Origin of the sequence: Haliea sp. (assembly GCF_040221975.1) — a bacterium.
GTDB lineage: Bacteria > Pseudomonadota > Gammaproteobacteria > Pseudomonadales > Halieaceae > Haliea.
In genome coordinates, this window is record NZ_JAVJWR010000033.1 from 67377 (window position 1) to 91115 (window position 23739).

Below are 23739 nucleotides of genomic sequence, written 5' to 3' on the forward strand. Positions count from 1 at the left end.
CACCGGACGCCTCCTGCACAGCCACCGCGGCAGGCGGGAAGCTTACTCCAGTCCGGAGCCGTCCTCGGAGTAAATCACCCAGATCTTGGTGTAGCCATCGGTCTCCCAGACCCCGGTCCACTCTTTCGGCAGGGTGACGGCTTCACCGGCTTCAATTTCCATTACGCTGCCGTCGGCGGAAGTCAGGGTGACGCCGCCCTCCAGGAAGTACATGAATTCATCCACGCCGTATGGCTCGCTGATTTCAAAGCGCGAGGGCCCGGCGCGATACAGCCCGGAGCCGAACTTGCCGTCACTGCTGAGCAGCGAGGTCACATCCAGCACGGTGTGGCCGTTGCGCTCGGTACGGGTGGTGTCCTCGCGCTCAAACATGGCGCCGCTCATGTCCTTGGCGGTCATCTTGGCGGGCAGGGCAGTGTCCTCGGCCACGGTCTGGGCACCGGTGAAGGACGCGAGCACGGCGATGCAGGTGAGGGTGGTCAGTGTTTTCATGGTCATTCTCCAGTTTGCGAGTGGCTTACAGGTAACCTATGGCCAGGTAGCCGACCACCGTGATGGCGGCGGCGATCAGCGCATAGGGGAGTTGGGTCAGGGCGTGCTGCAATGGTGTACAGCCGGTGGCCTGGGAGGTGAGTACAGTGGCGTCCGAATAGAAGCAGGCGTGGCTGCCAAAGGTGCTGGCCGACAGCGTGGCGCCGATCACCAGGGTCATGTCCGCGCCCAGGTTGTGGGCGAGGGCGGTGACAATGGGCAGGATGATCACGAATACGCCCCAGTTGGAGCCGGTCATGAATGAGACCAGCCCCATGCTGACAAAGATGATTGCCGGCAGCAGCTCCGGGGTGAGCAGCGGCTGTACCGAGGTCACCACCAGGGCAGGCAGGCCCAGGGCGTCGTTCACATCCTTGAGGATGAATGCCGCCACCAGCACCGCGAGTGGTTCAAGCATGGTCTTGAAGCCGTCGATGACGGTGTCGAAGGTGTCGTGCAGGTCCAGTATGCGCAGCCCAAGAATGGCGGCAATGGTTGCGCCGAGCGTCAGGTAGATGCCGATCAGGAAATCGTTGTCGAAGTACATGGTGGCGAATACCAGGGTCAGCATCGGCACAACGAACAACGCCAGGCTCGGGTTCGCGCCCTCCTTGGGTACAATGGCGTTGTTGGCCTCCTCGATCTTGGCAGCCTCCGGGGGCACCGTGATGCCGGTTTCAAAGGCGCGCCTCTCCGCGGCCCGCATCGGTCCCAGCGCGGGCAGGAGGCCGGCAATGACCACGGGTACGAGGAATACCGCGATCCAGGCGTAGAACATGTAGGGGATGGACTGGATGTAGACCGTCAGGCCCTGGCCTTCGGGTGCCACCCCATTCGCCACCAGCAGGCCGCCGAAAAATGCGCCCCAGGTCGAATAGGGGATGATGACGCTGATGGGCGCCGCGGTGGAGTCGACAACGTAGGCCAGCTTTTCCCGGGAAATACGGAACTTGTCGGAGATGTCGCGCATGGCCGCGCCTACCGCCAGGGAGTTGAGGTAGTCGTCCACGAACATGAAGATACCCAGGCCCCAGGTGGTGAAGAGGGCGGACTTCTGACTGTGGACCAGCCGGGTGAGGCGTGCGGTGAAGGCCCTGGTGGCCCCGGTGCGCATCAGTAGCCCGATCAGGCTGCCCATGAAACCGCAGACCAGGATAACCCAGGCCACATCCGCGTCGGTCATTACCCGCAGTGAGGTTTCAGCCAGGCCGCTGACAAAACCTGCGCCGTGAAGGATTACCAGGCCCAGCAGGGAGCCGCTGATCAGTGATTCTATGGGCCTGTGGCTCCAGATGGCGAGCACAAACACCAGCAGTGTCGGGACGACCGCGACTGCGCCCAGCACAGGAGCTTCCATGCAGATTACCCCGCTGCTGAGCTGGTTTGTTCTCTTACCGCCCGCCAGGCGGCATCCACAGCGCCGTCGACATAGGCGAAAGCCGAGGCGTCCGAATTGGCGATCGAAATGCGCCCGAGCTGGCGCGCTCCCAGCAGGTGTGGGCCATTGCCCGGACCAAACTCTACCGGATCGAACAGTTCGTTGTACTCGTAGGCATAGCCGTGGGGCCAGCGGTTGACGGTGATACCAGCGATATCCCGCGCGCTGTCAAAGCCCCCGGGTTCCAGGGCGCCCTGCAGCTGGCTGACAATGGATTCTTCGAACTGCTGGAAGCTCATTTCGTACAGGGCCCGACGGCCGCGGGTGTGCTGCTCCCGGGAGCTGAGTCCCTGGTCGGGCATCGTGGGCACAAAGCTGCCGTGGAGGATGGTAGGTTGGTTGGGGTCGCGCACGGCCTGGTAGCCGCCCATGGTGACCGGGAAATCAAGACCGAAGCTGTGCATCAGTTCCGGCTGCGGTACGCTGATATTGCTGAAGCCGAGCTCGGCAAAGGCGCGCCAGTTGCGCACCGCCACGCTGATGTAGACCAGCGGCACCTTGCTGGCATAGGCAATGGCCTGCGTCTGCTCAGCGGGCAGCTCGGGGCAAATATGAGGCAGGATGTTGTTATAGCAAGCCATGACCGCATGCTTGCCACGCACCCGGTAAACCTCGCCGCCACGGACATAGCTGATGTCCACAAACTTGCCATCGCTGCTGTGGCGAGCTTCCACGGCGGAACTGTTGAGGCGCAGGCGGGTTGCGTTGTTGGCGCTGTCCAACGCGGCATAATCCACTTTCGGCAGTACCAGCTTTTCCATGCCGGTACCGGGGAGTGCAGCGGGAATCAGCTGGCGGACCAGCGCCCGGGCGACACCGGCGTTGCCGTCTGGAAAGTGGAAGATGTACGGCTCGGACTGATGATCGGGCTTGTCCTCCGACAGGGCACCGATTCCCAGATGCTCGGTACCCGGGGCACCGTAGCGGTAGCCTTCGAGTGCTGACAGGGCGTCGTAACCGACTCCCCACAGTCCGCGCATGGTGTCCCGCAACAGCAGGTAGACCGCTTCCGGGGCACCCACCGTTTGCAGCAGAAAATCCCGGTAGCTGGTGCTGCGCAGGAAGGCGATTTTCTCGTCCCGGCTGAGACCCGGAAGGTAGTCTCGCGGTTCGGTGAGTAGCGCCATCAATGCCGTTCGAGCCTGCTCCGGTAGCGGATAGCTGCCGATGGTGGCGGCCAGTTCCCCGGCGTCGATTGATTTGCCGCTCTGCCACCGCGGAGGATTGAAATGGGGCCGTGTCACCGCCGTGCCGTAGCGACTGGCACTGAAATAGAGGCCGGTGCCGAGTTCCTGCCTGGCAAAATACTGCTGGTCGAAATAGTCGTAGAAGCGCTCGGTTTGGATGCCTGTGTCCCGCAACAGTTGGGCTGCCACCGGCGAGTAGCTGGAGGGCGTGTCGATGGACTGACTGCCGCCGTAGCCGATCAGGCGCTGACCATCAACCTCGAACTCGTTGCGCTTGGCATGGCCACCGAAGTCATCGTGGTTGTCCAGAATCAGGATGCGCGCGTCGGGTCCCGCCTGCTGCCGGTAGAACCAGGCCGCCGCGAGGCCGGAGATCCCGCCGCCCACCACCACCAGGTCGTAGGTGGCGTCGGTCTGGTCACTTGGCCTCGGATAGCGTACACCTTGCCAGGAGACCGCGTGGGCGACCTCAAAGGAACCGGGATGACTGCCGCGCAGGCCACTCAGCAGGGGCGGGTAGTAGCTGCCCGCGGCGCTGCCGCCCGGGATCTGGGCCAGCAGTTCCAGTGGTGACAGCGCCGTGGCGCCGACACCGAGAGCCAGGCCGCCGAGAAAGTCCCGGCGGGTGATACTGAGGCGTTCGGCCATCGCGCAAACCTCGCCTAGAACGAGTAGCTGAAGCGCATTCCCGCGGTGCGGGGACGGCTCGGGCTGATGTCCGTTTGCACATAGGGATTGTTGGGGTTGCCGCCACTGCCGCTGGAGTCGAAGTACTCTTCGTCGAGTATATTTTCCACATACAGCGCCAGCGACCAGCCAACGTCGGAACGGTAGCCCACCAGACCCTGCAGCTCGCTCCAGTCGCTGCGCAGGCGGTTACCCTCCGGGAAGTTGGTGCTTTCCGGGGTCAGCGGCAGATAGCTGGCGCGGGCCTCGTCTTCCCAGCTGAAGGCAAGGTTGCCAAACCAGGCGCCATTGCCGACCGGGAATTGACCATCCAGCATGGCGTAGAAGGTGTACTCCGGGGTGCCGGGCATCGGTTCGCCCTCGCAGGCGTTGGCGTCGCCGAAGATGCGCTCGCCCTCGGAGCAGAAGGCCTGGATGCCGGTCGCCTCGCTGTCGAACCAGGAGCCGCCAGCGCCCAGGCGCCAGTTTTCGTTAAGGGCAAAGTTCCAGGTTGCCTCCATGCCGTGGGCGTCCACAGTGCCAACGTTGCAGATTATCACCCCCGGCTGGCCGGGAATGCCGCAGGTGGCCTGCAGATCCTCATACTCATAGATAAAGGCGTTGAGCTGCACCTGGCTGCGGCCGTCGAGGTGGGTGCCCTTGTAGCCGATCTCGTAGGAGATCACGCTCTCCTCGTCGAAGGAACCGGGGACGTGGGTGCCCGGACGTGCTTCTATGGTTCCCCAGAGGCCGTCGGGTATGACCTTGAAGCTGTTGAAGCCGCCCTGTTTGTGGCCGGTGGTCACAGTGCCGTAGAACAGCATGTCGTCAGTCGGCCGGTAATTGAGCACCGCGCGCCAGGTTGGCTTGGTCCAGCTGCGGGTATCCTCTACCGGCCCGTCAGGCGTCGTGAAACCGGTCTGGACCCGGTTGCCCAGTACCGGGCTGGGGTTCAGCGCTGTCAGCACCTCCTGGGACATGCGCTTCTCGTCGTCGTTGAAACGCACGCCGACACTGGCGTCGAGCTTTTCACTGAAACGAAAGCTGAGATCGAGATAGGCGGCCCAGCCCTGGAACACACCTTTGGTGCGGTTCCAGTCGTCCATGCGCCCGGTGGGGCTGGCCTCCCAGTCGTAGGTGCCGAAATAGTCGTAGAGTACATAGGCGTAGGCGCCGTCATAGGCGTTGTTGTAGTAGTCGAATACACCCTCGCAGGTGTCGCCCCAGTAGACATTGCAGTAGAGGTCCTCGTCCTGCTGGCCCAGGAACAGGGTGTCGATTTCCTCGCGGTAGTAGGAGACCCCCGTATACCAGTTGAACATGCCCTCGTTCTGCGAGGTCAGCCGGATCTCCTGCTCGAAATAATCGCCGGACTGGATCTGTTCATAGTTGAAGATGGTCAGCGGGGTGCCGTCGAAATCCTCTGTATAGCGGTAATCGTGATCCTTGTAGTTGGTGAGCGAAGTGATCCGCGCCCAACCCATGTCGTAGTTTGCTTCCAGACCGATACTGAAGATCTCGCCGTTCTCGAACACTCCATTGTCGGGTTCATCAATATTGATCCGGCGGGGGTCGGACGGCACTTCGATCTCGCCGTAGATATCCTCCAGCAGGGCGAAGGAGCCCGCGTTGCCCGTGGCCCGGTAGATTGTGCCGGACTGCTTGCGGTCCTCGTACTCCAGGAATAGCGTGGCCTCAAGGGCGCCGCCCGCGTCGTAAACACCAGTCAGGCGCAGGGCATCCTTGTTGTGCTTGATAAACTTGTTGCCGGTGGCGATATTGGTGACGTAGCCATCTTCCTCCGAGTGGTAGCCCGCGATACGCATCGCGAAGGAATCACCGATATCGATATTGCCGCCCGCCTCGCCGGTGAAGACGCCGCGCTCGCCTACACGTACATCCACGTAGGCATCGCTGTCGCCGCGAACGGGCTTGGTGGTGAAGACGCTGAAGGCGCCGGATATTGAGTTGCGGCCAAACAGGAAGCCCTGTGGCCCGCGCAGGATCTCGGCGCGGTCGAGGTCAAACAGGCTGGTAACAGCGGAGCCGTTGCGACCCTGGTAGAAGCCGTTCTTGTAGACGCCGAGAGATGGGTCGCCACCGTTGCCGAAATCGTTGGTGACAATACCGCGCACCCGGATGGTGTCGAGAAAGCTGTCCTTGGAATTGCCGGTTACGCCCGGAGTGAAAGACACCAGGTCCTTGATGTCATCGAGATTGACCTCGCGCAGAAACTCTCCCGACAGCGCCTGCACTGCCAGCGGCACATCCATCACCGACTCCGCGCGTTTGGTCGCGGTAACAATGACTTCCTCGAGCTGGGCGCGGGCGGGACTGGCCATGGGACCCGCCAGTAGCGCGGCGGATACCGCCGCGGCGAGGGCGGAGCGCGAAAGGCGCGGGTGGTGGGAAAAGGACGAGCTGGTGCTGAGCTTGCTGCTTGGCGCTTTGGTCATGACGTACCCCTTTTGAAGTCATGTGGCACTGCGAACGCCGACCCCTGGGGCCGAACGGCAGATGACGTTATTGCGGGCGTCACGGTGTCACCTGAACCACAGTCTTCGTTATTGTGGATGGTTCGTTCGGGAAAACTCTATTCGCAGGTTACTGTCAGGAGACAGTTGTCCTGCGCCGGTCAACTCCGAACAGACGCGATTGAAGTTACGAGATTCGGACTGGCATTGCAATCGCCGCAGCCCGCTTTCTGCTACCACTTTAGGGGTAGGCGCAGTGAGAGGCACTCGCGCAAAGACGATTCATTCTGTGCTGACGCCTTCCTCCGCAAGCGTTCGGCGCATGGGTTCGAGCTGTGTTGCGTAGCGCCGCCAGCGTCCGACTGAGCGGGTATGCGCCGCTTCCCTGACCTGCACCACGCTGGCGGTGGTTACCGCCGATTCCTGCCGGTGAAAGTCCAGACAGGCAGACTCCCAGGGCAGGCCGAGGAACGCGATCAGGGCCCGTGCGTTGGGCTCCACATTCGCCGCGACGTCCTCGTAGTGCACTTCATGAAAGCGATCACCAAAGCGCTCCCGCCAGCAATTCATCAGGTGCAGATAGCGCGCGTGATGGCGTGCCATCTCTTCCTGCTGGTAGGAGTGCGGATAGGCCTCGGCGAACAGTTGCTTGAAACTGGCAAAGCAGGCGTCCATGGGGTCGCGGCGCAAGTGGATGATTTTTGCCTGCGGCAGCGCTGCCAGAATCAGCGGCAGGTAGCGGTAATTGGTCGGCAGCTTGTCCACGAAGCGCGGCAGTGTGCCCTGGAATTTGCGACTGGTGCTCATGTAGGCTTCGCCCAGCCGGTGCAGGTCCATGCCTGCCGCCGCGGTAACGAGTTCCGCCGAGTGGCGCTCGCGCCCCCGGTAGTTCAGCAGGCGCCGCAGCGAGCTGTCGAACTGGCGCAGTTCGCCGGCGGAATGCACCATGGAATGGCTGGTAATGATGCGCTCCACCAGGGTGGTGCCCGTGCGCGGCTGGCCGATGATGAACACGGGCGCCGGATCCTCGCAACCCGGTGCCTGGCGCTCCAGCCAGGCCCGGTCGAAGGTCTGCTCCAGGGCCCTGAACATGGCGACTTCGGCGCTCTCGTTGTAGCTGATGGACTGGCGTCTGGCGGCGGCACCGGTGGCATAGGCAGCAAAGGCCTGTGGCCACTGCTCCAGATCCTCCAGCTCCTTGCCCAGGGCATAGCCCAGGTAGGCCTGGTCACGAGGGTTCCCCTGTGCGCGCTGCAACAGGACCTGCAGCTGTTGCACATGGCGGTCGTCGCTGGCGCGGCCGAGTCCGCTCAACAACCAGTGGGCATTGGCATTCTCCGGCTGTTCGGCCAGCGCGCACTGGAGACTCTTGCGGGCGGCGTCAAAGTCGCCGGTGAACATCTGGTTGTTGGCCTGGTTGATCCTGAAGGCGACATTGCGTGGCTGTTGCGCGACCGCGCGTTGCAGCCAGGTCGCCGCCGCTGCCGTATCCCCCAGCAGGGTATGGACCGTGGCTATGGTGTCCTGCACCACCGGGTTCCCATCCTGGTATTGCACCGCGCGGGCCAGGGCTTCATCGGCGCGATTGACGTGGCCCAGGCGCATGAACAGGCGCGCCAGCTGGGCCCATGCCGCACCGTGCTCGGGCGCGAGCTTGGTGACCGAGCCGAAGGCCTGTACCGCGGTGCCGAGGTCGTTGCTGTCCGCGGCGACCAGCCCTACCAGAAAGTGGCCTTCGGGCAGGTCCGGTCGCGCAGTCAGTACCCTGCGGCAGCAGTCTGTGGCGCCCTGCCGGTCGCCCTGTGCGAGCCTCTTGTAACCCTCCTGAAGGGTTTGTTGCATCCAGGGTTCGGGACTGCCGGGTGGTGGGGGCATGGGGCGCTGCTTCTGCTGTTGGAATGTGGCGAAGAGTACCAGAGCACCAGGCGCATGGCACCCGGCACCGGGTGAGTCGTGCAGGATTCAGCCCGGATCAAACAGCTTGCCCCGGACCGCCGCGCGATACTGGCCGGGAGACACGCCGTTCAGGCGCCGGAACAGGCGCGAAAAGTGGCTCGCATCCTGCAATCCCAATTGCCAGGCGATTTCACTGATACTCAGGTTGCTGCGGCGCAGCAGGTCGCGGGCGCTGTTGTTGCGCAACGTGTTCAGATATTGCTGCGGTGTCATCCCGGTAGCCTGCTGGAAACGGCGGTGCAGAGTGCGGCCACTGACGCCCAGCGCCGGCGCCAGCATCTGCAGGGTCACGGGTTGATGCAGCCTGTCCTGCAACCACTGCTGGGCCTGGAGCACGGTTTCGTCATGGTGGCTGCTGCGGGGCGGGTCCTGCCAGGCCGCGGCCCGGAACGGCCGGCGGATCTCCGGCGAGAACTGGTGCTCCACGGCTCTGGCGATGCGGCTGCCGTACCAGTCCTCGGCCATGTGGACACAAAGGTCGGCGATGGAATTGACGCTGCCCACGCAGTAGATGTTATCACTCTGGGTGATCAGGTGCCGGGTTTTCAGGTTGACGTCCGGATAGCGCTTGGCAAAACGTTCAAACCAGTTCCAGTGAGTGGTGGCGGGGCGCCCGGTGAGCAGGCCCGCCTCGGCGAGGATGCAACTGGCGGTGCCGACACTGCAGATACGGGTTCCTGTCGCCGCGATTCGGCGCAGTTCCGGCAACCAGTCGCGGCAGGCCCGCAAGGTGGGCAGGGGGGTCCGCCAGATGGCTGGGAGGATCAGCAGGTCCAGGGGCGGCAAGCTATCGCGGGACTCTGTGGTGTGCAGGGTCAGGCCGCTGGCCAGGGTCATCGTGCCCACTGTCTCGGCGGCGAGCAGGAATGACAGCGGGCGTGCGTTACGGTTGGCGCCCAACGCAGTCTGGCTGGAGGCACCGAGGATCTCCATGGGCAGGGTCAGACTGCTGGCAAGAGCGTCCGGATAGACCAGGGCGGCAACGGTAAACATCGCGGGGTATCTGTCCAGTTTGGCGAAAACGGCATGACAAGTGGCAAAAATAGCATATTCATGCGCTGCCTGTCTCAGTACACTGGCTGGTTTATTGGTACTGGCTTTGTTGCCTGCAGGGAGGGATGGATGGGTCAGCCGCGGTTACCGGTGATAGTGGGTTTTGGTGGCATCAATGGGGCGGGTCGGGCCTCCGGTCATCACGCCTACCGGCGCCTGGTTCAGGATGCACTGCCCGCGGCAACGCGGCAGCGAACGCTGGCGGCACTGGCCCGCCTCATGGGGCTGGAGGATCCTGCGGCCAGCACGGCGTGGATCCTCGATCACACCCTGATCCGGCGCGTCGAAGCCAATCACTTCGATCCCGACGCCGTCAGCTGGAATCAGCGCCTGGTCGCCCAGGGCGAAGGTGGCCCCCTGCAGCTTACCCTGCGCAAACAGCAGTTGCCCGCCGTCATTCCGCCCAGCTGGACTGTCACCCCGCTGAGCCAGACCCAGGTCTCCGTGCGTATCGACGGTGCCCTCGACATGTTGCTGCCGAGCCTGCGCGAGTTCGAGATCAAGGCGGCAGGGCAGCTCCCTACCGGCTTTGACCCCGGCAAGTTGTACCAGTCGCGCAATCACCCGCGCGGCCTGCAAATGATGATCTATGCAGCTTCCGACGCCCTGGGCAGTCTCGGGATTCCCTGGGAGAACATCCAGCAGTCGGTCGCCGCGGACCAGATCAGCGTCTACGCCGGCAGCGCCATGGGCCAGCTGGACGACGCCGGTGCCGGCGGCATGCTCAAGGCCCGCTACAACGGCCAGCGGGTGACGTCCAAGTTCTGTCCCCTGTCCCTGGCGGAAATGCCGGCCGATTTCGTCAATGCCTACGTGCTGGGCAGCTTTGGCGCCACCGGCGCAACGCTCGGCGCCTGCGCCTCGTTCCTGTACAACCTGCGTCTCGGTATTGAAGATATCCGCAGCGGCAGGGCCCGGGTTGCCTTCATTGGTTCATCGGAAGCGCCGGTGAACCCGGAAGTGATGGAAGGCTATGGTGCCATGGGTGCGCTGGCCTCGGACAAGGGACTGCGTGAACTCGACGGCCTGCCGGCTGACGCGGAACCGGATCATCGCCGCGCCTGTCGGCCGTTCGCGGAAAACTGTGGCTTTACCATTGCCGAATCCGCGCAGATGGTGGTGCTCTTTGACGATGCCCTGGCTCTGGAACTGGGCGCCACCGTCTACGGCGCCGCCACCGATGTATTCGTCAATGCCGACGGCTACAAGAAGTCCATTTCCGGCCCCGGTGTCGGCAACTACATCACCATGGCCAAGGCCGCGGCTGCGGTGCGCGCCATGCTCGGCGAGCGCGCTGTGCGGGAGGGCGGGCTGGTCCAGGCCCACGGTACCGGCACCCCGCAGAACCGGGTGACGGAGTCACAGATCCTGTCGACCACGGCCAGGGCGTTCGGTATTGACGCCTGGCCGGTGGCGGCGTTGAAATCCTATCTGGGGCACTCTCTGGGTTCCGCCTCCGGCGACCAGGTCACCGCGACCCTGGGGATCTGGGCCGACGGCATTATCCCCGGCATCAACACCATTGATGCGCTGGCGGAGGATGTCTGCCGCGACCACCTGGCGTTTAGCCTGCATCACCGGGAAATCGACCCCGCCCGCCAGTCCTACGCCATCATCAACTCCAAGGGCTTTGGCGGCAACAACGCCTCGGCCGCATTGCTGAGTCCAGCGGTGACCGCGCGCATGTTGCAGTCGCGTCACGGCGGCACTCAGTGGCAGGCCTGGGAGCGGGCGAATGAAGGTGTCCGCGCGCGCCAGCAGGAATACGATACCGCGATGATCGCCGGCACGGTCGCGCCCACCTACCGCTTTGATTTCGGGGTGCTGGGGGACGCCGATGTCAGCATCAGCGAACGCGACATGCAGGTGGGCAGCTACCGTATCGATCTCGACCTGGCCAATCCCTACGCCGATATGCAAGCAGGGCAGCCATAAAAAAGGCAGCCCGGAGGCTGCCTTGCGAAGAGCCTTAGTGGTGACCTACAGGTTGTAGGTGACCTCCACGCCGACCCGGCGCCCTTTGGACATGGGCGCGAAGGTGCCACCCAGCGGTATGCCGAATATGTCATTCGGGAGCTGGGTGTCGTTGCCGTGCAGCACTTCGTCCAGCAGGTTGCGGCCGTAGATGGAGAACACCCAGTGGCCGTCGTTGCTGTAGAAATCCAGGCCGGCATCGACCCGCTTCTGCTCGTTGATGAAACCCAGGTTGTTGTCGGTGTAGGCCGACTCATCCCGGTAGGAATAGCTGATTCGCGAGCCGAGGTACCCCCAGCTGCCCAGCTCCAGGTCGTGGTTCAGGCCCACAGTCCAGGTCAGGTCTGCGGCCCGCGGCAGGTCCAGGTCCTTGTCGGCACCGTCGATGACGCCGTCGCCGTTCAAGTCCACCAGCACCTTGTCATAGCTGGCATCGAGGATGCCGACCGAGGCGATGGCCACCAGGCTGTCGGTCAGACCCCAGGTCGCATCCACTTCCAGGCCCATGATGGTGGCCTCGGCGGTGTTGCGTACCAGCTGGATCACGCCGATCGGGCCGGGCAGATTGATCTCCCGCTGCATGTCATCAATCTGGTTGTAGAACACCGCGGCGTTGAGGATGCCGCGGCCGCCGAAGGAGGACTTGTAGCCGATCTCCAGACTGTCCACGGTCTCCTGGTCGAACGGTCCGGGGTTGTCCGCAGGGTTAAAAGAGGTGTTGCGCATATTGTAGCCACCGGAGCGGGTACCCTGACTGTAGGAACCGTAGATGAACGCGTCATCAGACATGTTGTAGGTCAGACCAATCTTGGGTGAAAAGCTGTCCCAATTGTCCTTGCTCACAAAGTCATAGTTGCAGTCACCTCGCAGTACCACATTACAAGACTGTGCCAGCGGGATAGTGGGCAGGGGTACGGCCGTCGGGAAGTTGCTGGAAATATTCCGGCTCAGCGACGCAATCTCGGTTTCCTTGTCCTCCTCGGAATAGCGGGCGCCCAGGCTCAGGATCCACTTTTCATTGAGGTCGATATCCACCGAGGCAAAGACGCCCCAGGTCTCGGTCAGCAGATTGCCGCCGCCGTCGAAGCGGGCAAACGGGATCCCCTCCGCCCCGAAGGCGCTGGCGATAACACCCACCATGTCCCGCCGCTCGTGATAGTTGATCTCGCTGTCGAAATAGAACACGCCGGTGGTGACGTTGTAGCGTTCGTTGAACAGGCCGTTGTAGCGCAGCTCGTTGCTGACCTGCTCGTACTCCAGCCATGAGGGCGCGTGGAAAACCCATTGGGGCTGGGAGTCGATGTCTCCGAGGCCCTGCGCAGAGTAATCGCGCCAGCCAAAGATATTGGTGACGGTGCCGTCACCAAAGGCGACATCGTAGTTGACCTCGGCGGTAAACGCATTGGTCTCGTTGTCCTGGGAGCCGGGCTCGTCGATGGATACCTCGAACTCCTCGCGGTCGCCGTTGAAGGGGAAGCCGGGGACACCGGAGCCGTTGGTGTGGCTCTGGCCGATAGGGCCGTCGCCGCTCACTTCGCTGTACTCGTAGCGGAGGGTCACTTCCAGGGCGTCAGTCGGGGTGAGCACCGCCACCGGCCGGACCATCGTCTGGCGGATAGCGCCGATGTCCTCGCCGTCAAACTGGTTTTCGATAAAGCCGTCATCGTCGTTGTGGTAGGCGGTGACGCGGGCAGCCAGCCAGTCGTTTACCGGACCGCCAACGCTGGCCATAACGTAGCGGCTGGGGCCGCCGTCCGGACCCTGGTCCATGGCGGCGCGCGCAGAGAACTCGAACTCATCGCCGGGCTTCTTGCTGTTCAGTAGCACCGCGCCCCCGGTCACATTGCGCCCAAACAGGGTCCCCTGAGGGCCGCGCAATACTTCTACGCTCTCAAGATCGAATGTGTCAAACAGGACGCCGAGGTTGAGGCCGATATAGACGCCGTCGACGATTATGCCGACCGTCGGGTCAATGCCCGGGATGGAGCTGTTGACGCCGAGACCGCGAATCGAAAAGTTGGCGGTGCCGCGGGCGGTGCCGACATCGTCCAGGGCCACGTTGGGCAAGCGCACGGAGAGGTTGGTCAGGTCGCGAATCTTCAGGGATTCGAGCTGATCGGCACCGAGTGCGGAAATGGCCATCGGTACGTCCTGGGACCCTTCCTCGCGCTTCCGGGCAGTGACCACGACCTCTTCCAGCAGGGCGGAAGTGCCGCGACGGGTTTCCTGGGCCTGGGCTCCGGCGGTAAATGTGGTTGCCATGACTGTACCCAGCAGGGCGGCAACCCCGGCAGCCAGTGGGCTTTTTCTGAGGTATTGCGGTTGAGTGGTGTGCTGCATGTTGTGTGCTCCTTTTAATTATAAAATCACTGCTGGTATTGCGGTGGTGCGCCAGTCCCCTGTGCGTGCGCTGCGCGGTTGTTGGCTTGCCGACAAATTGTGGTGTTTTTGGCAAGGGCGAACAAGCCTGATTATTACCGCAGTTTTTCTTGCGGTCGCGCCAAGTTGACACTTTAAACATGCGTGGGCCCGGATGCCAGCCCGAGGCCACGTAAAAATTACCGCCAGCGCGGCTGCGGCAGTGGGCTTCGCGGTTTTCCGTGGCCACTGGTATGATGGCCCTCCCTTGTAGCCAGCGGCTTGTGCGCGAACCCCATGCCCGATGTATTGCAATGCCTGCAAACCCGCAATTCGGCGCCGCGACTGACGGCGCCTGCGCCGTCGCGGGAGCAGCTCGACGAACTCCTGCAGGCCGCCCTGCGGGCTCCCGATCACGCCTGGCTGCGACCCTGGCGCTTTATTGCCATAGAAGGCGAACGGCGCGAGGACTTTGGTGAGGTTCTGGAGCGCTGCCTGTTGCGGCGGGATCCGGCTGCCGACTCCTCGGCCCGGGAAAAGGCCCGCGCGGCACCGCTGCGGGCGCCGCTGGTGCTGGTGGTCGTCGCCCGTCTGCAGGAGCATCCCAAGGTCCCCAGTGACGAACAGCGGTTGTCCGCCGGCTGTGCCGCCCACGCCATTCTGCTGGCGGCGGAAACACTCGGTTATGCCGGGATCTGGCGCACCGGCAACGCGGCCCTTGATCCCTACGTGGCATCCGCACTGGGCCTGGAAAGCAACGAGGAGGTGATAGCCTTTCTCTATCTGGGTACCCGGGACGGAAATCCCAAGAACCTGCCGGCGTTGAAGCCCGCCGATTTTCTCAGCCGCTGGTAAGCGGCGACCCCTATTGCATCCCTGGAGTGACTGCCACCATGTCGATACCTGAATTCGCGACCCTGGACCTGAGCGTTGAGCAGCAGGTCGCCACCGTCGCCCTCAACCGCCCGGACAAGGCCAATTCCATGAACGCCGCCATGTGGCCCGAGCTGCAGGCCTGCTTCGAGTGGCTGGACGCCGAACCCGGTGTGCGGGCGGTGGTACTGAGCGGCAATGGCAAACATTTTTGCGCCGGTCTGGACCTTGCCATGTTCAATGGTCTCAAGGGGCAGTCCAGGGATCCGGCGCGCCAGGGCGAGGAGCTGCGGCGCAACGTATTGCGGATGCAGGACAACCTCAGCGCCATAGAGAAGTGCCGCAAGCCGGTGCTGGCCGCGATCCACAATACCTGTATCGGCGGTGGCGTGGACCTGGTCTGTTGCTGCGACATGCGCTACGCCACCGGGGACGCCTGGTTCGCGATTCGCGAAATCGATATCGGCATGACTGCGGATGTCGGCACCCTGCAACGCATGCCGAAACTGGTCGCGGAGGGCGTGGTGCGAGAGCTGGCCTACACAGGCCGCAGCATGGACGCGGAAGAGGCCCGGAAGATCGGCTTCGTGAACTGTGTCTACGAGGATCGCGAGACCATGCTGCGCGAGGTTACCGCCATCGCCCGCGCTATTGCCGGCAAGTCACCCCTGGCCGTGCGCGGCACCAAGGAAATGCTGCTCTATACCCGAGACCACAGCGTTCGCGACGGCCTCAACTATATCGCTACCTGGAACGCCGGCATGATGAGCCAGACGGATCTGATGGCGGGCATCCAGGCCCAGGCCGAGAAAAAGAGTGCCGCTTACGAGGATTAGGGGGCCCGCCCAGGGGGGCCGCCTGGGGGCCTGCCCAGGGGGCGCCCAGAGTCCGCCCAGAGGACCCGTCAGGCCCCCGCCCAATGGGCGCCACCCGGGGTCTCCGCTTCAGTCGGGGTTGCCGGGCCAGATTTCGGAAACTATGAATGGGTGAAAGGCGATGGCGATGCCCTCGTTGACGAAATTCTCGTTCTCCAGGATGTTGCGGCGGCGTATGAAGCGCCCGGCGGAGGATCGCGCATCAATGGCGTCCGTGGCGTCGAGGCCGCCAACACTGGCGAACACGCGTTGCAGTTCCATGTCGTAGATGCTGATCTGCAGCGACGCCACCGCGGCGCCCTGGTTCCAGTCAAAATCGGCGGAAACGCCAGTGCCGGGGCCCTGCAGGGAGGGCTTGCGACTAACCCCGTGCCAGCGGGCGATACGTTGCATGCCGGCGCCGAATGGCACCTGTGATTCGATCAGGTCGGTGAACACAAAGGCGTCGAGCTCGGTGGTTTCCTGCAGACGGTCACGCACGCTCTGCATGACCTGGGCAAAAGTGCCCATGTCGACCCGGCCAGTAGTCGGGTCAAACGGGTTGCCAAAGGCACGTACAGCGGTGTTCCAGTGCTGAATGAAATCGCGCTGGGGCAGTACCTTGTAGCCGTGCTGCTTCAGGTAGGTGTTGACCATGCCATCGATGCGGGGGGCTTCCTTGTCGAGGTAGGCGCGGGATGGCTGCCCGAGATTGACGTGGGGAATGATGACGGTTTGTATCCTGCGCTGCGCCAGTCGCTCCTCGTCCAGTTCGTATGGGAATACGGTGGGATTGTAGGTCGGTGCGCCGCTGCAGGCAGCCAGACCCAACAGTGCCGCAAGGGCAATTGCCGTGCGGCCCAGAGTGCGGAAGTAACGCATAGTGGCTCCAGTTCGTTTATAGTGCGCGCATGGTAGCAAAATCTCGCGGGGGAGACAGCGACAATGGCAGCTGAAGTATTCGACTCGGTGGCTGGAGACGGCCCTGACGTGGTGCTTTTGCACGGTCTGTTCGGGATGGGCAGCAATCTGGGAGGACTGTCACGCGCACTGCAGAGCCACTATCGGGTACACAGTCTCGACCTCCCCAACCACGGCCGCTCTGCCTGGACCGAGAGCATGGCACTGCCGGATCTGGCGGATGCGGTGCAGCGCTGGATGGAGCATCGCGATCTGGAAATGGCGCATTTTGTCGGCCACTCGCTGGGCGGCAAGGTGGCCATGCAACTGGCCCTCGATGCCCCCTACAGGGTCGATGCCCTGGTGGTTGCGGATATCGCTCCGGTGGCCTACCCCGCCTCCCACGACGCCGTGTTTGCCGCGCTGGCGGCGGTTGACGGCGCCGGCTGTCACAGCCGCAACGAGGCCGCAAAACTGATGGCGGAGCACCTGCAGGAAGACAGCGTGATCCAGTTCCTGCTGCTGAGCCTGCAGCGCAATGACGCCGGCGAGTACCACTGGCGCTTCAACCACAAGGTTCTGCGCGAGCACTATGCCGAGGTACGCGCCGAGGTGGACCTGCAGCCACCATTCAATGGCCGCACCCTGTTTATCAGGGGCGGAGAGTCCAACTACGTACTGGACGAGTACCTGCCCGCGATAGAGGCGCGCTTCCCGCAGGCCGAGCTGGAAGAAATTCCCGGCTGTGGCCACTGGCTGCATGCGGAGCAGCCAGCCTTGTTCAATAAGCTGGTGATGCGTTTTCTTGATGGCTGATTTGCGCCGACACGGGGCCTGAGATGTATTTTACGCTGTGGGAAGTACTCGCTGTGCTCGCGTTCGGCGCCCTGTGCGTTTGGTTTCTGGCGTCTATCCGGGTTCGGGAGTTGGCGGTAGCGGCGGTTGCCCGCGCCGGCAAGCGCGATGACTTCCAGCTCCTCGACCAGACTGTCCAGATATCCCGTGTGTCCCTGAGCCGGGACGAGCGTGGCAGCTGGCACATCTGGCGCCAGTACCGTTTCGAGTACAGCTACGATGGGTTGGAGCGACATGAGGGCTTTGTCATCATGTTGGGCAAGCGTTTGCAGGCGGTGGTGGTGCGGGAACCGAATGCTACCCTGCACTGAGCGCGTCGGCAGCACCTACCAGAACAGTCTCAGGATAACGACAGCGCCGAGCGTGACCAGGACAGTACCCAGCAGCAGGTCGACACGTCTCGCCTGGCGCTGGAGCAGCGCCATCCAGGCCGGTTTGCTGACCAGGATCACCACCAGGCAATACCACAGGGCATCGGTGACCGAGATGGTGGTTACGAGCAGGGTATAGACCAGCCAGTTGGGCTCCTCGGGGAGGAACTGGCTGAACAGGGCCAGCATGAACAGCGCCAGTTTGGGGTTCAGGAAGGCGATGAAGAAGCCGTTGAGCGCGCCCCGCCCGGGGCTGGTTCGAGGCGCTGAATGGGCAGTGGTAGTGGTGGCGGCATTGGCACCGCGCGCGAGCAATGCCGAGACGCCGAGGTAGATCAACCAGCCGGCACCGGCGAGTTGCAGCAGGAAAAAGATGCGCGGTGAGCGTGTTATCAGCAGGGACAGGCCGCCGACTGTAAACAGCGCGTAACAGCCCACTGCCAGCCCGTGGGCGAGGGCTGCGGCAAGTCCGCTGGCACGGCCTCCGGCAAGCGCTGACCGTAGAACCACGGCGAGGCTGGGTCCCGGCGCCATCGCCCCGAGCAAGCACACACCGAGCAGCGACAGCCAGGCGCTCAGGGTCACGGGTGGCGCTCCTTTTCTGTCGGTAACACCTGTCAAGACCTCATCATTTTTCCACAGATTCTGTGGATAAGTCGGTGCATATTTTGTTCAATGGAGCCCCCAGGCCAGTGGCGCGGGGCAGTGTTACAGATTGGTTAAAAAATAAACAATAGATAAATAGCTTTATAAAACAACAAGTTAAGTCTTTCACCTAAAGTTCGTTGTGGCTTTGTTGAGCTAAGCTCGCCTCGAATTGCACTCGCAGTGTATTTGTGCATAACCTTTTCCATCTTGCTACCTAACGTAACTTCCCCGCTGGCTGGGGAACAGAGCAAGTGGGGTCTGTGCGGGTAACATAACTGGCATTCATTGGGACCCCTGTGCGCATAGCGTTTTTCTCGCCGTCAAGCCATTTGTGCGATGTTACCGGGACGTAACGGTTTTGTGACACCTCAGTCCTGGCCCCTATAGATGCAGCCCGATGTGCAGGTCTCGCGAATTTCTACCTCTACCAGCTCCGGTAGCGCGGGGGACAGTTCACGCCATATCCAGCGGGCAATGTTTTCGCTGGTAGGGTTTTCCAGGCCCGGAATGTCGTTCAGATAGTAGTGGTCCAGCCTGTCCAGAACCGGCTTGAACGCCGCCTTGATGTCACCGAAGTCCATGACCCAGCCGCTGGGTTCCGCAGCGGGTCCGGAGACCACCAGCCGAACCTGAAACGAGTGGCCGTGCAGGCGGGCACACTTGTGTCCCGCTGGCACATTGGGCAGGCGGTGGGCAGCCTCGAAATGAAATTCCTTGAAAATGTCCATGGCTGGTGAACCTGTGGCAGGGTGGCAGAGGCGCAGTTCCTGCGCCGTGGTCGGGAACGGGAATACTACTATCAAACCCGTGTTTTTACAGCGTTGGAAAAATATCAGTGAAATCGTCGGCGAAGGTTTGACAGCCTTTTTTTTATCTCTATAATGCGCCTCTCGGTCAGGGGGTGGTTAGCTCAGCTGGGAGAGCATCTGCCTTACAAGCAGAGGGTCGGCGGTTCGATCCCGTCACCACCCACCATTTTCCGAGCCCCTTTTGGAGCGGTAGTTCAGTTGGTTAGAATACCGGCCTGTCACGCCGGGGGTCGCGGGTTCGAGTCCCGTCCGCTCCGCCAAACACGAAAAAAGCCACCGCGAAGGTGGCTTTTTTCGTTTCCGGGCAGTGGATGCCCAAGCAGTCTGCCGGACTTTTTGCCTGTCAGATGCGCTCGATGATGATCGCCGGCGCCATCCCGCCCGCGGCGCACATGGTCACCAGGCCGAACTGCTTGTCCTGACGCTCCAACTCGTCGAGCAGGGTGCCGATCAGGATGGAGCCGGTGGCGCCAATTGGGTGTCCCAGAGCCATGGCGCCACCGTTGACATTGACCTTGTCGCGGTCGAGGTTGAGGTCGCGGATGAACTTCTCGGCCACGACCGAGAATGCCTCGTTGATTTCGAACAGGTCGATGTCCGACAACTGCAGGCCAGCCTTGGCCAATACTTTCTTCGCCGCCGGTACCGGCGCGTTCAGCATCAGCGTGGGTGAATCGCCCATATTGCACATGGCGCGAATCCGCGCGCGAGGCTTCATGCCGTGGGCCCGGGCGTAGTCGGGGGAGGCCAGCAGTAGCGCTGCGGCGCCGTCGACGACCCCGGAGGAGTTGCCGGCGTGGTGCACGTGGTTAATCTTCAGGTCCGGGAACACCTGGTTTACCAGCTTCCGAAACGTGGTGCCGGATTCGGTGAGCGGATAGTCCGCCAGGGCCTCGAAGGCGGGCTTGAGTTCGGCCAGGCTTGCGAGTGTGGTATTGGGCCGGGGGAATTCCTCGTGATCCAGTGCCAGGCTGCCATCGAGCTTGTACACGGGGATCAGGCTGCGGGCGAAGTGGCCGTTGGCAATGGCGTGGGCGGCGCGCTGCTGCGAGACCACCGCCAGGCTGTCCACCGCTTCGCGGTCAATGCCTTCAAGAGTGGCGATGGCATCGGCGCAAACGCCCTGGTGGGGCTGCGGGTGCTTTTCACGCAGGCGCAGGTTGTCGCTGTCGATAAAGGGCGACTGGCTTGCATCCTGGCCGAAGGTGGACATCATTTCGCAGCCACCGCCAATCACCAGGTCCTCCATGCCGGCCATGATGGACGCAGCGGCCATGCTCACTGAGGTGATACCCGAGCCGCAGAAGCGGTCCAGGGTCACGCCGGATGAGCGAACGTCGTAGCCTGCGTCCAGGGCCGCCATGCGGGCCAGGTCGGCCCCTTGCTGGCCGCGCTGGGTGCTGGTGCCGAAAATGATGTCGTCGACTTCCGCCGTGTTGAGCTGGTTGCGCTCTGCGATCGCACGCAGCACTGTTGCCGCGAGATGCTGCGGGTGCTGGTCGGCGAGAGCGCCCTTGCCTTTCTTGCCGATGCCGCGCGGGGTGCGACAGGCGTCAATAATCCATGCTTCTGACATGTTCTTGCTCCGGTTCCATGAATTCAAAATGAGTTGTGAGCCATTAGTGACTCAGCGGCCCTTCCACTGCGGGGCACGCTTCTCGGCAAAGGCGGTAGCACCCTCAATGGCGTCCTCGCTGGTGAATATCGGCTGGATGATTACCCCCTGTTTCGCAAACATTTCATCTGTGTGCCAGTCCTGGGCCTGATCGACAACCTGTTTGCTGGCGGCGACAGCCAGGGGGCCGTTGGCCGCGATCTTCTGCGCCAGTTCCTTTGCCGCTTGCAGGGCAGAGCCGGAAGGGACTACCTGGTTGATCAGGCCCAGGTCATAGGCGCGTTGGGCGCTGATGAAGTCGCCGGTCAGTGCCAGTTCCTTGGCGATGCGGGAGGGTATCTGCTTGGGCAGCTTGGCCAGGCCACCGGCGCCGGCCGCCAGCCCGCGCTTGACTTCCGGAATGCCGAATTTCGAGTCCTCGGCGGCGACAATCAGGTCGCAGCTGATGGCGACCTCGAAGCCCCCGGCCAGGGCGTAACCCTCCACCGCGGCAATCAGCGGTTTTTTGCCCGCGTATTCACAGATACCGGCAAAGCCGCGCCCCTCCACCACGGGCAGTTCGCCGGTAACGAATGCTTTCAGGTCCATGCCCGAGCAGAAGGTGCCACCGGCGCCGGTGAGAATGGCGACGCGCAGCTCCGGGTTGCTCTCGAGCTCGTCGATGGCAGCTGCAACGCCCTCCGCCAGCGCCTTGTTGGCGGCATTTTTGGCGGCGGGGCGGTTCAGGGTAATGGTGAGAATGCCATCGGCAATTTCGGTCAGGACGGGTTGTTCAGACATGCGTTTACTCCATCTGTCGGGTTTATGGTCTGTGTTGGACCGGCATTGGTGCCGGCCGGGGACGCAACTCCGCCCCCGATGATACTGTGGCTGGCGTGGAATGAATAATCGTATTTCTGGCCTCTACCGGATGTCTGGAGTAAATACGGGCGCCACAAAGGCTGCTCCCCGCCGCGGCTGCAGTTCGCGGAAACGCACTGCAACGGCCATGTCGCAGCACAGATCCCGAGCCCTGCAATCGACCAGTTGAGTTACCAGACGAATGTAGGGGGCCTCCCGCGGACTTACCAGCCCAGTCAGGTAGGGACCGTTGAAATCCGGGTTGAGTGAGCCTGTCACCTCACTCCAGGCGATCAACGTGCCTTGTCCAGACAGGGTTTGCCAGTACAGTGTGCCACCGCAGATGTTGCAGCATGCTCGCGGGTACCATACCGCTTGATCACAGGTACCACACCAGCTTACCTGCAGTTTTCCCTCGCGTGCGCTCTGCCAGAATTGCCCTGTCAGCGGGTCTGCCAGGTCGGGCTGTATCACGCGTCGCCTCGCTTGAGGATCAGGGTGGAGCCCTCATCGGCGGTGAAACCCGCGTAGGCGGCGGTGCGAGCGCTTTCGACCTGATTGACGGCAGTGCCACGAAGTTGTTTCACCAGCTCTACGACGTGGGAAATCCCCAGTAGATAGCTATGGGAAAGCAGCCCGCCATGGGTATTGCAGGGGATGCCGCCCAGACGCCGATGTCGTTGGTAATAGAGCCTTTCATTCTGGATAAAGTGGCCGCCTTCGCCTTTGCGGCAAAAGCCCATGTCCTCGATCTGCATCAGGGCGGTGCTGGAAAAACAGTCGTACACCGCGATGACGTCCACTTCGGCAGGGTCGGTATCGGCCATGGCGAAGGCCCAGGGTGCGGCAAAAGTCTGCGGTGTCGCGGTGATCACCGGCTGTTGACTGATATAGGGTGCGCCCTGTACCTGGCCGTGACCAACCCCTGCCACCAGAACTTGTGGGTGGCGCATGTCCGCAGCATACGCGGCAGGGCTCATGACCCAGGCCGCGGCGCCATCGGAAACAAGGCAGCAATCCTCTACCCGCAACGGGTCTGCCAGCGGTGGCCGTGCCAGATAGCCTTCGAGCGTCAGTTCACGTCGGTGCATCACCGCATCCGGATGGCGGTTGGCGTGGCGGCGGAAGGTCAGGGGGAGGGCGGCAAGCTGCTCGCCGCTGAGACCGAATTCGTGCATGTACCGGCGGGCGAAAGTGGCAAAATACACCGGCTGTGGGAACCAGCCGAAGGGAAGTTCGAAGCGGGCCTTCATGTCTTCTCCCGCGTGCCAGTCGCCGGGGGTGCCGGTGCCGGCTGCACGGCGGCTGGCCCAGTCCACCGCGAACACGTTGACAATGTGCCGGGCCTTGCCGGCGCGCATGGCCATGGCTGCGGTGTGGGCACAGGTGGCGGCCCAGATCATGGCGCCGCCCGCGGTGGAGAACCACAGCGGCTGCGAAGTGGCGAAGTGGGCGTGGAAGTCCTCGGGCTGCAATTGTTCCTGAATCCCCGCAGAAACCATCAGTCCGTCAATATCTTGCGGACGCAGACCGGCATCTGCAATTGCGGCTGCAACAGCTTCCAGGGCCATGGCTTTCGCATGACGACCTGAGGGGCCGCTGACAGTGGTCTCGCCTATGCCAGTGATCGCGACTTCCCCGTGGGTGTCCTCCAGCGGCAGGGATTGTCCCCAGGCTGGCACTTCGGCTCGCTGCCTCAAGGCTTGTAGCGACTGGGTCGCCATCAGACCTGGCCCGATGCCCGGGCGTGTGTCACTCGCTACCTATATGATCCAGGCGGCCGCCGTAAAGCAGTGGCGCCGAGACCTGCTCGGGTTCGACGGTGACGATCACCCGCTCGGCGCCGGGCTCGTCCATGTCGAAGTCCCGGCCCATGTTCTTCCGGTAGATTTTCTGATTGAGACTACCATCCGGATCGTCCGCGAGTGAGGCGTGGCCTCTGATTTCGACGTAGCGGGTCGGGTTCACCGGGTCCAGCACACAGATCGTGATGCGCGAATCAGCCTGTAGATTCTTGTATTTGATGCGACTTTTGAGCGTGCTGAAGCGAAGTTTGTCTCCATCCCAATCAAAACTTACAGGGTTGGTGGAAATGAATTGATCCTTTGCCCGTATTGTACTGACAAAAGCGAATATGGCAGTTTCAAGAATAGCCTTGTGGCTGTCCGGGACGGTTTTCCGGCTGCTCATGCTCAGCGCTCCTGGCGGGTTATCGTGATCGCGGAGCGCCTGGTACGACGCCCCGGTCTGCAATGGTCGCGGCTATTGTGCCGGAAATTTCTTTTCTGCGCCGCAGGCGTCCGGTCCAAGTGCTTGTACCACGCTGCTTAAGGCCGG

At 62.6% G+C, this 23739-nt stretch carries 20 protein-coding genes and 2 tRNA genes; 7 read left to right on the forward strand and 15 right to left on the reverse strand.

Annotated elements, in window-relative coordinates:
* Positions 1-42 precede the first annotated feature (42 nt).
* The 6 genes from RLO07_RS15395 to RLO07_RS15420 form a co-directional block, all read right to left on the reverse strand.
* On the reverse strand, positions 43-492 hold the full coding sequence (locus tag RLO07_RS15395) for a cupin domain-containing protein (protein ID WP_462293028.1): 450 nt from the start codon (positions 490-492) through the stop codon (positions 43-45).
* Positions 493-517: 25 nt separating this feature from the next.
* Positions 518-1888: a Na+/H+ antiporter NhaC family protein gene (locus tag RLO07_RS15400; RefSeq protein ID WP_462293029.1), complete on the reverse strand. Its 1371-nt coding sequence runs from the start codon at positions 1886-1888 to the stop codon at positions 518-520.
* Between the two features lie 5 nt (positions 1889-1893).
* Positions 1894-3804 carry an NAD(P)-binding protein gene (locus tag RLO07_RS15405; protein WP_462293030.1) on the reverse strand — a complete coding sequence of 637 codons (1911 nt, stop codon included), beginning with the start codon at positions 3802-3804 and terminating at the stop codon, positions 1894-1896.
* 14 nt (positions 3805-3818) lie between these two features.
* Positions 3819-6278: a TonB-dependent receptor gene (locus RLO07_RS15410; RefSeq protein WP_462293031.1), complete on the reverse strand. Its 2460-nt coding sequence runs from the start codon at positions 6276-6278 to the stop codon at positions 3819-3821.
* Between the two features lie 300 nt (positions 6279-6578).
* Positions 6579-8138: a tetratricopeptide repeat-containing sulfotransferase family protein gene (locus RLO07_RS15415; RefSeq protein WP_462293032.1), complete on the reverse strand. Its 1560-nt coding sequence runs from the start codon at positions 8136-8138 to the stop codon at positions 6579-6581.
* Positions 8139-8258: 120 nt separating this feature from the next.
* On the reverse strand, positions 8259-9245 hold the full coding sequence (locus RLO07_RS15420) for a GlxA family transcriptional regulator (protein ID WP_462293033.1): 987 nt from the start codon (positions 9243-9245) through the stop codon (positions 8259-8261).
* 129 nt (positions 9246-9374) lie between these two features.
* On the opposite strand from RLO07_RS15420, the gene RLO07_RS15425 reads away from it, so the two are divergent.
* Positions 9375-11240, forward strand: a complete 1866-nt coding sequence (locus RLO07_RS15425; RefSeq protein ID WP_462293034.1) for a beta-ketoacyl synthase — start codon at positions 9375-9377, stop codon at positions 11238-11240.
* A gap of 45 nt (positions 11241-11285) precedes the next feature.
* Here RLO07_RS15425 and RLO07_RS15430 read toward each other — a convergent pair whose 3' ends face one another.
* Entirely contained in the window at positions 11286-13619 is a 2334-nt protein-coding gene (locus RLO07_RS15430) for a TonB-dependent receptor (RefSeq protein WP_462293035.1), read from the reverse strand.
* A 315-nt stretch (positions 13620-13934) separates the two neighbouring features.
* Between RLO07_RS15430 and RLO07_RS15435 the strand changes: the two genes are divergently transcribed.
* Both RLO07_RS15435 and RLO07_RS15440 read left to right on the forward strand, forming a co-directional pair.
* On the forward strand, positions 13935-14492 hold the full coding sequence (locus RLO07_RS15435; protein ID WP_462293036.1) for a nitroreductase family protein: 558 nt from the start codon (positions 13935-13937) through the stop codon (positions 14490-14492).
* Between the two features lie 38 nt (positions 14493-14530).
* Positions 14531-15346: a crotonase/enoyl-CoA hydratase family protein gene (locus tag RLO07_RS15440; RefSeq protein WP_462293037.1), complete on the forward strand. Its 816-nt coding sequence runs from the start codon at positions 14531-14533 to the stop codon at positions 15344-15346.
* A gap of 108 nt (positions 15347-15454) precedes the next feature.
* Here the strand turns inward: RLO07_RS15440 and RLO07_RS15445 are convergent, their stop codons facing one another.
* Positions 15455-16246, reverse strand: a complete 792-nt coding sequence (locus RLO07_RS15445) for a hypothetical protein (RefSeq protein ID WP_462293038.1) — start codon at positions 16244-16246, stop codon at positions 15455-15457.
* 63 nt (positions 16247-16309) lie between these two features.
* On the opposite strand from RLO07_RS15445, the gene RLO07_RS15450 reads away from it, so the two are divergent.
* Both RLO07_RS15450 and RLO07_RS15455 read left to right on the forward strand, forming a co-directional pair.
* Positions 16310-17080: an alpha/beta fold hydrolase gene (locus RLO07_RS15450; RefSeq protein ID WP_462293039.1), complete on the forward strand. Its 771-nt coding sequence runs from the start codon at positions 16310-16312 to the stop codon at positions 17078-17080.
* Positions 17081-17103: 23 nt separating this feature from the next.
* Complete coding sequence (locus RLO07_RS15455; RefSeq protein WP_462293040.1) at positions 17104-17430, forward strand: DUF3301 domain-containing protein; 327 nt, start codon at positions 17104-17106, stop codon at positions 17428-17430.
* A gap of 15 nt (positions 17431-17445) precedes the next feature.
* Here RLO07_RS15455 and RLO07_RS15460 read toward each other — a convergent pair whose 3' ends face one another.
* Positions 17446-18075, reverse strand: coding sequence for a LysE family translocator (locus RLO07_RS15460; RefSeq protein WP_462293041.1), 630 nt, complete (start codon positions 18073-18075; stop codon positions 17446-17448).
* A 431-nt stretch (positions 18076-18506) separates the two neighbouring features.
* Entirely contained in the window at positions 18507-18866 is a 360-nt protein-coding gene (queD, locus tag RLO07_RS15465; protein WP_462293042.1) for a 6-carboxytetrahydropterin synthase QueD, read from the reverse strand.
* Between the two features lie 171 nt (positions 18867-19037).
* Here queD and RLO07_RS15470 point away from each other — a divergent pair.
* Positions 19038-19113, forward strand: a tRNA-Val gene (locus tag RLO07_RS15470).
* Between the two features lie 17 nt (positions 19114-19130).
* Positions 19131-19207: transfer RNA gene (locus RLO07_RS15475), tRNA-Asp, on the forward strand.
* Between the two features lie 83 nt (positions 19208-19290).
* On the opposite strand, the gene RLO07_RS15480 is transcribed toward RLO07_RS15475, so the two are convergent.
* From RLO07_RS15480 to RLO07_RS15500, 5 genes are all read right to left on the reverse strand, one after another.
* A complete protein-coding gene (locus tag RLO07_RS15480; protein WP_462293043.1) occupies positions 19291-20523 on the reverse strand; it encodes an acetyl-CoA C-acetyltransferase in 1233 nt (410 codons plus the stop codon).
* A 51-nt stretch (positions 20524-20574) separates the two neighbouring features.
* Positions 20575-21342, reverse strand: a complete 768-nt coding sequence (locus tag RLO07_RS15485) for a crotonase/enoyl-CoA hydratase family protein (RefSeq protein WP_462293044.1) — start codon at positions 21340-21342, stop codon at positions 20575-20577.
* Positions 21343-21465: 123 nt separating this feature from the next.
* Positions 21466-21876, reverse strand: a complete 411-nt coding sequence (locus RLO07_RS15490) for a Zn-ribbon domain-containing OB-fold protein (RefSeq protein ID WP_462293045.1) — start codon at positions 21874-21876, stop codon at positions 21466-21468.
* A complete protein-coding gene (locus tag RLO07_RS15495; protein ID WP_462293046.1) occupies positions 21873-23084 on the reverse strand; it encodes a thiolase family protein in 1212 nt (403 codons plus the stop codon). Before RLO07_RS15495 ends, RLO07_RS15490 begins: the two co-directional genes overlap by 4 nt.
* A 70-nt stretch (positions 23085-23154) precedes the next feature.
* On the reverse strand, positions 23155-23592 hold the full coding sequence (locus RLO07_RS15500; RefSeq protein ID WP_462293047.1) for a PPOX class F420-dependent oxidoreductase: 438 nt from the start codon (positions 23590-23592) through the stop codon (positions 23155-23157).
* Between the last annotated feature and the right edge of the window lie 147 nt (positions 23593-23739).

Coding starts and splice junctions, on each gene's coding strand:
- queD (WP_462293042.1), bottom strand. CDS start 18,866: ATGGACATTTTCAAGGAATTTCATTTCGAGGCTGCCCACCGCCTGCCC.
- RLO07_RS15405 (WP_462293030.1), bottom strand. CDS start 3,804: ATGGCCGAACGCCTCAGTATCACCCGCCGGGACTTTCTCGGCGGCCTG.
- RLO07_RS15435 (WP_462293036.1), top strand. CDS start 13,935: ATGCCCGATGTATTGCAATGCCTGCAAACCCGCAATTCGGCGCCGCGA.
- RLO07_RS15395 (WP_462293028.1), bottom strand. CDS start 492: ATGAAAACACTGACCACCCTCACCTGCATCGCCGTGCTCGCGTCCTTC.
- RLO07_RS15415 (WP_462293032.1), bottom strand. CDS start 8,138: ATGCAACAAACCCTTCAGGAGGGTTACAAGAGGCTCGCACAGGGCGAC.
- RLO07_RS15440 (WP_462293037.1), top strand. CDS start 14,531: ATGTCGATACCTGAATTCGCGACCCTGGACCTGAGCGTTGAGCAGCAG.
- RLO07_RS15455 (WP_462293040.1), top strand. CDS start 17,104: ATGTATTTTACGCTGTGGGAAGTACTCGCTGTGCTCGCGTTCGGCGCC.
- RLO07_RS15430 (WP_462293035.1), bottom strand. CDS start 13,619: ATGCAGCACACCACTCAACCGCAATACCTCAGAAAAAGCCCACTGGCT.
- RLO07_RS15485 (WP_462293044.1), bottom strand. CDS start 21,342: ATGTCTGAACAACCCGTCCTGACCGAAATTGCCGATGGCATTCTCACC.
- RLO07_RS15410 (WP_462293031.1), bottom strand. CDS start 6,278: ATGACCAAAGCGCCAAGCAGCAAGCTCAGCACCAGCTCGTCCTTTTCC.
- RLO07_RS15420 (WP_462293033.1), bottom strand. CDS start 9,245: ATGTTTACCGTTGCCGCCCTGGTCTATCCGGACGCTCTTGCCAGCAGT.
- RLO07_RS15425 (WP_462293034.1), top strand. CDS start 9,375: ATGGGTCAGCCGCGGTTACCGGTGATAGTGGGTTTTGGTGGCATCAAT.
- RLO07_RS15480 (WP_462293043.1), bottom strand. CDS start 20,523: ATGTCAGAAGCATGGATTATTGACGCCTGTCGCACCCCGCGCGGCATC.
- RLO07_RS15400 (WP_462293029.1), bottom strand. CDS start 1,888: ATGGAAGCTCCTGTGCTGGGCGCAGTCGCGGTCGTCCCGACACTGCTG.
- RLO07_RS15500 (WP_462293047.1), bottom strand. CDS start 23,592: ATGAGCAGCCGGAAAACCGTCCCGGACAGCCACAAGGCTATTCTTGAA.
- RLO07_RS15445 (WP_462293038.1), bottom strand. CDS start 16,246: ATGCGTTACTTCCGCACTCTGGGCCGCACGGCAATTGCCCTTGCGGCA.
- RLO07_RS15450 (WP_462293039.1), top strand. CDS start 16,310: ATGGCAGCTGAAGTATTCGACTCGGTGGCTGGAGACGGCCCTGACGTG.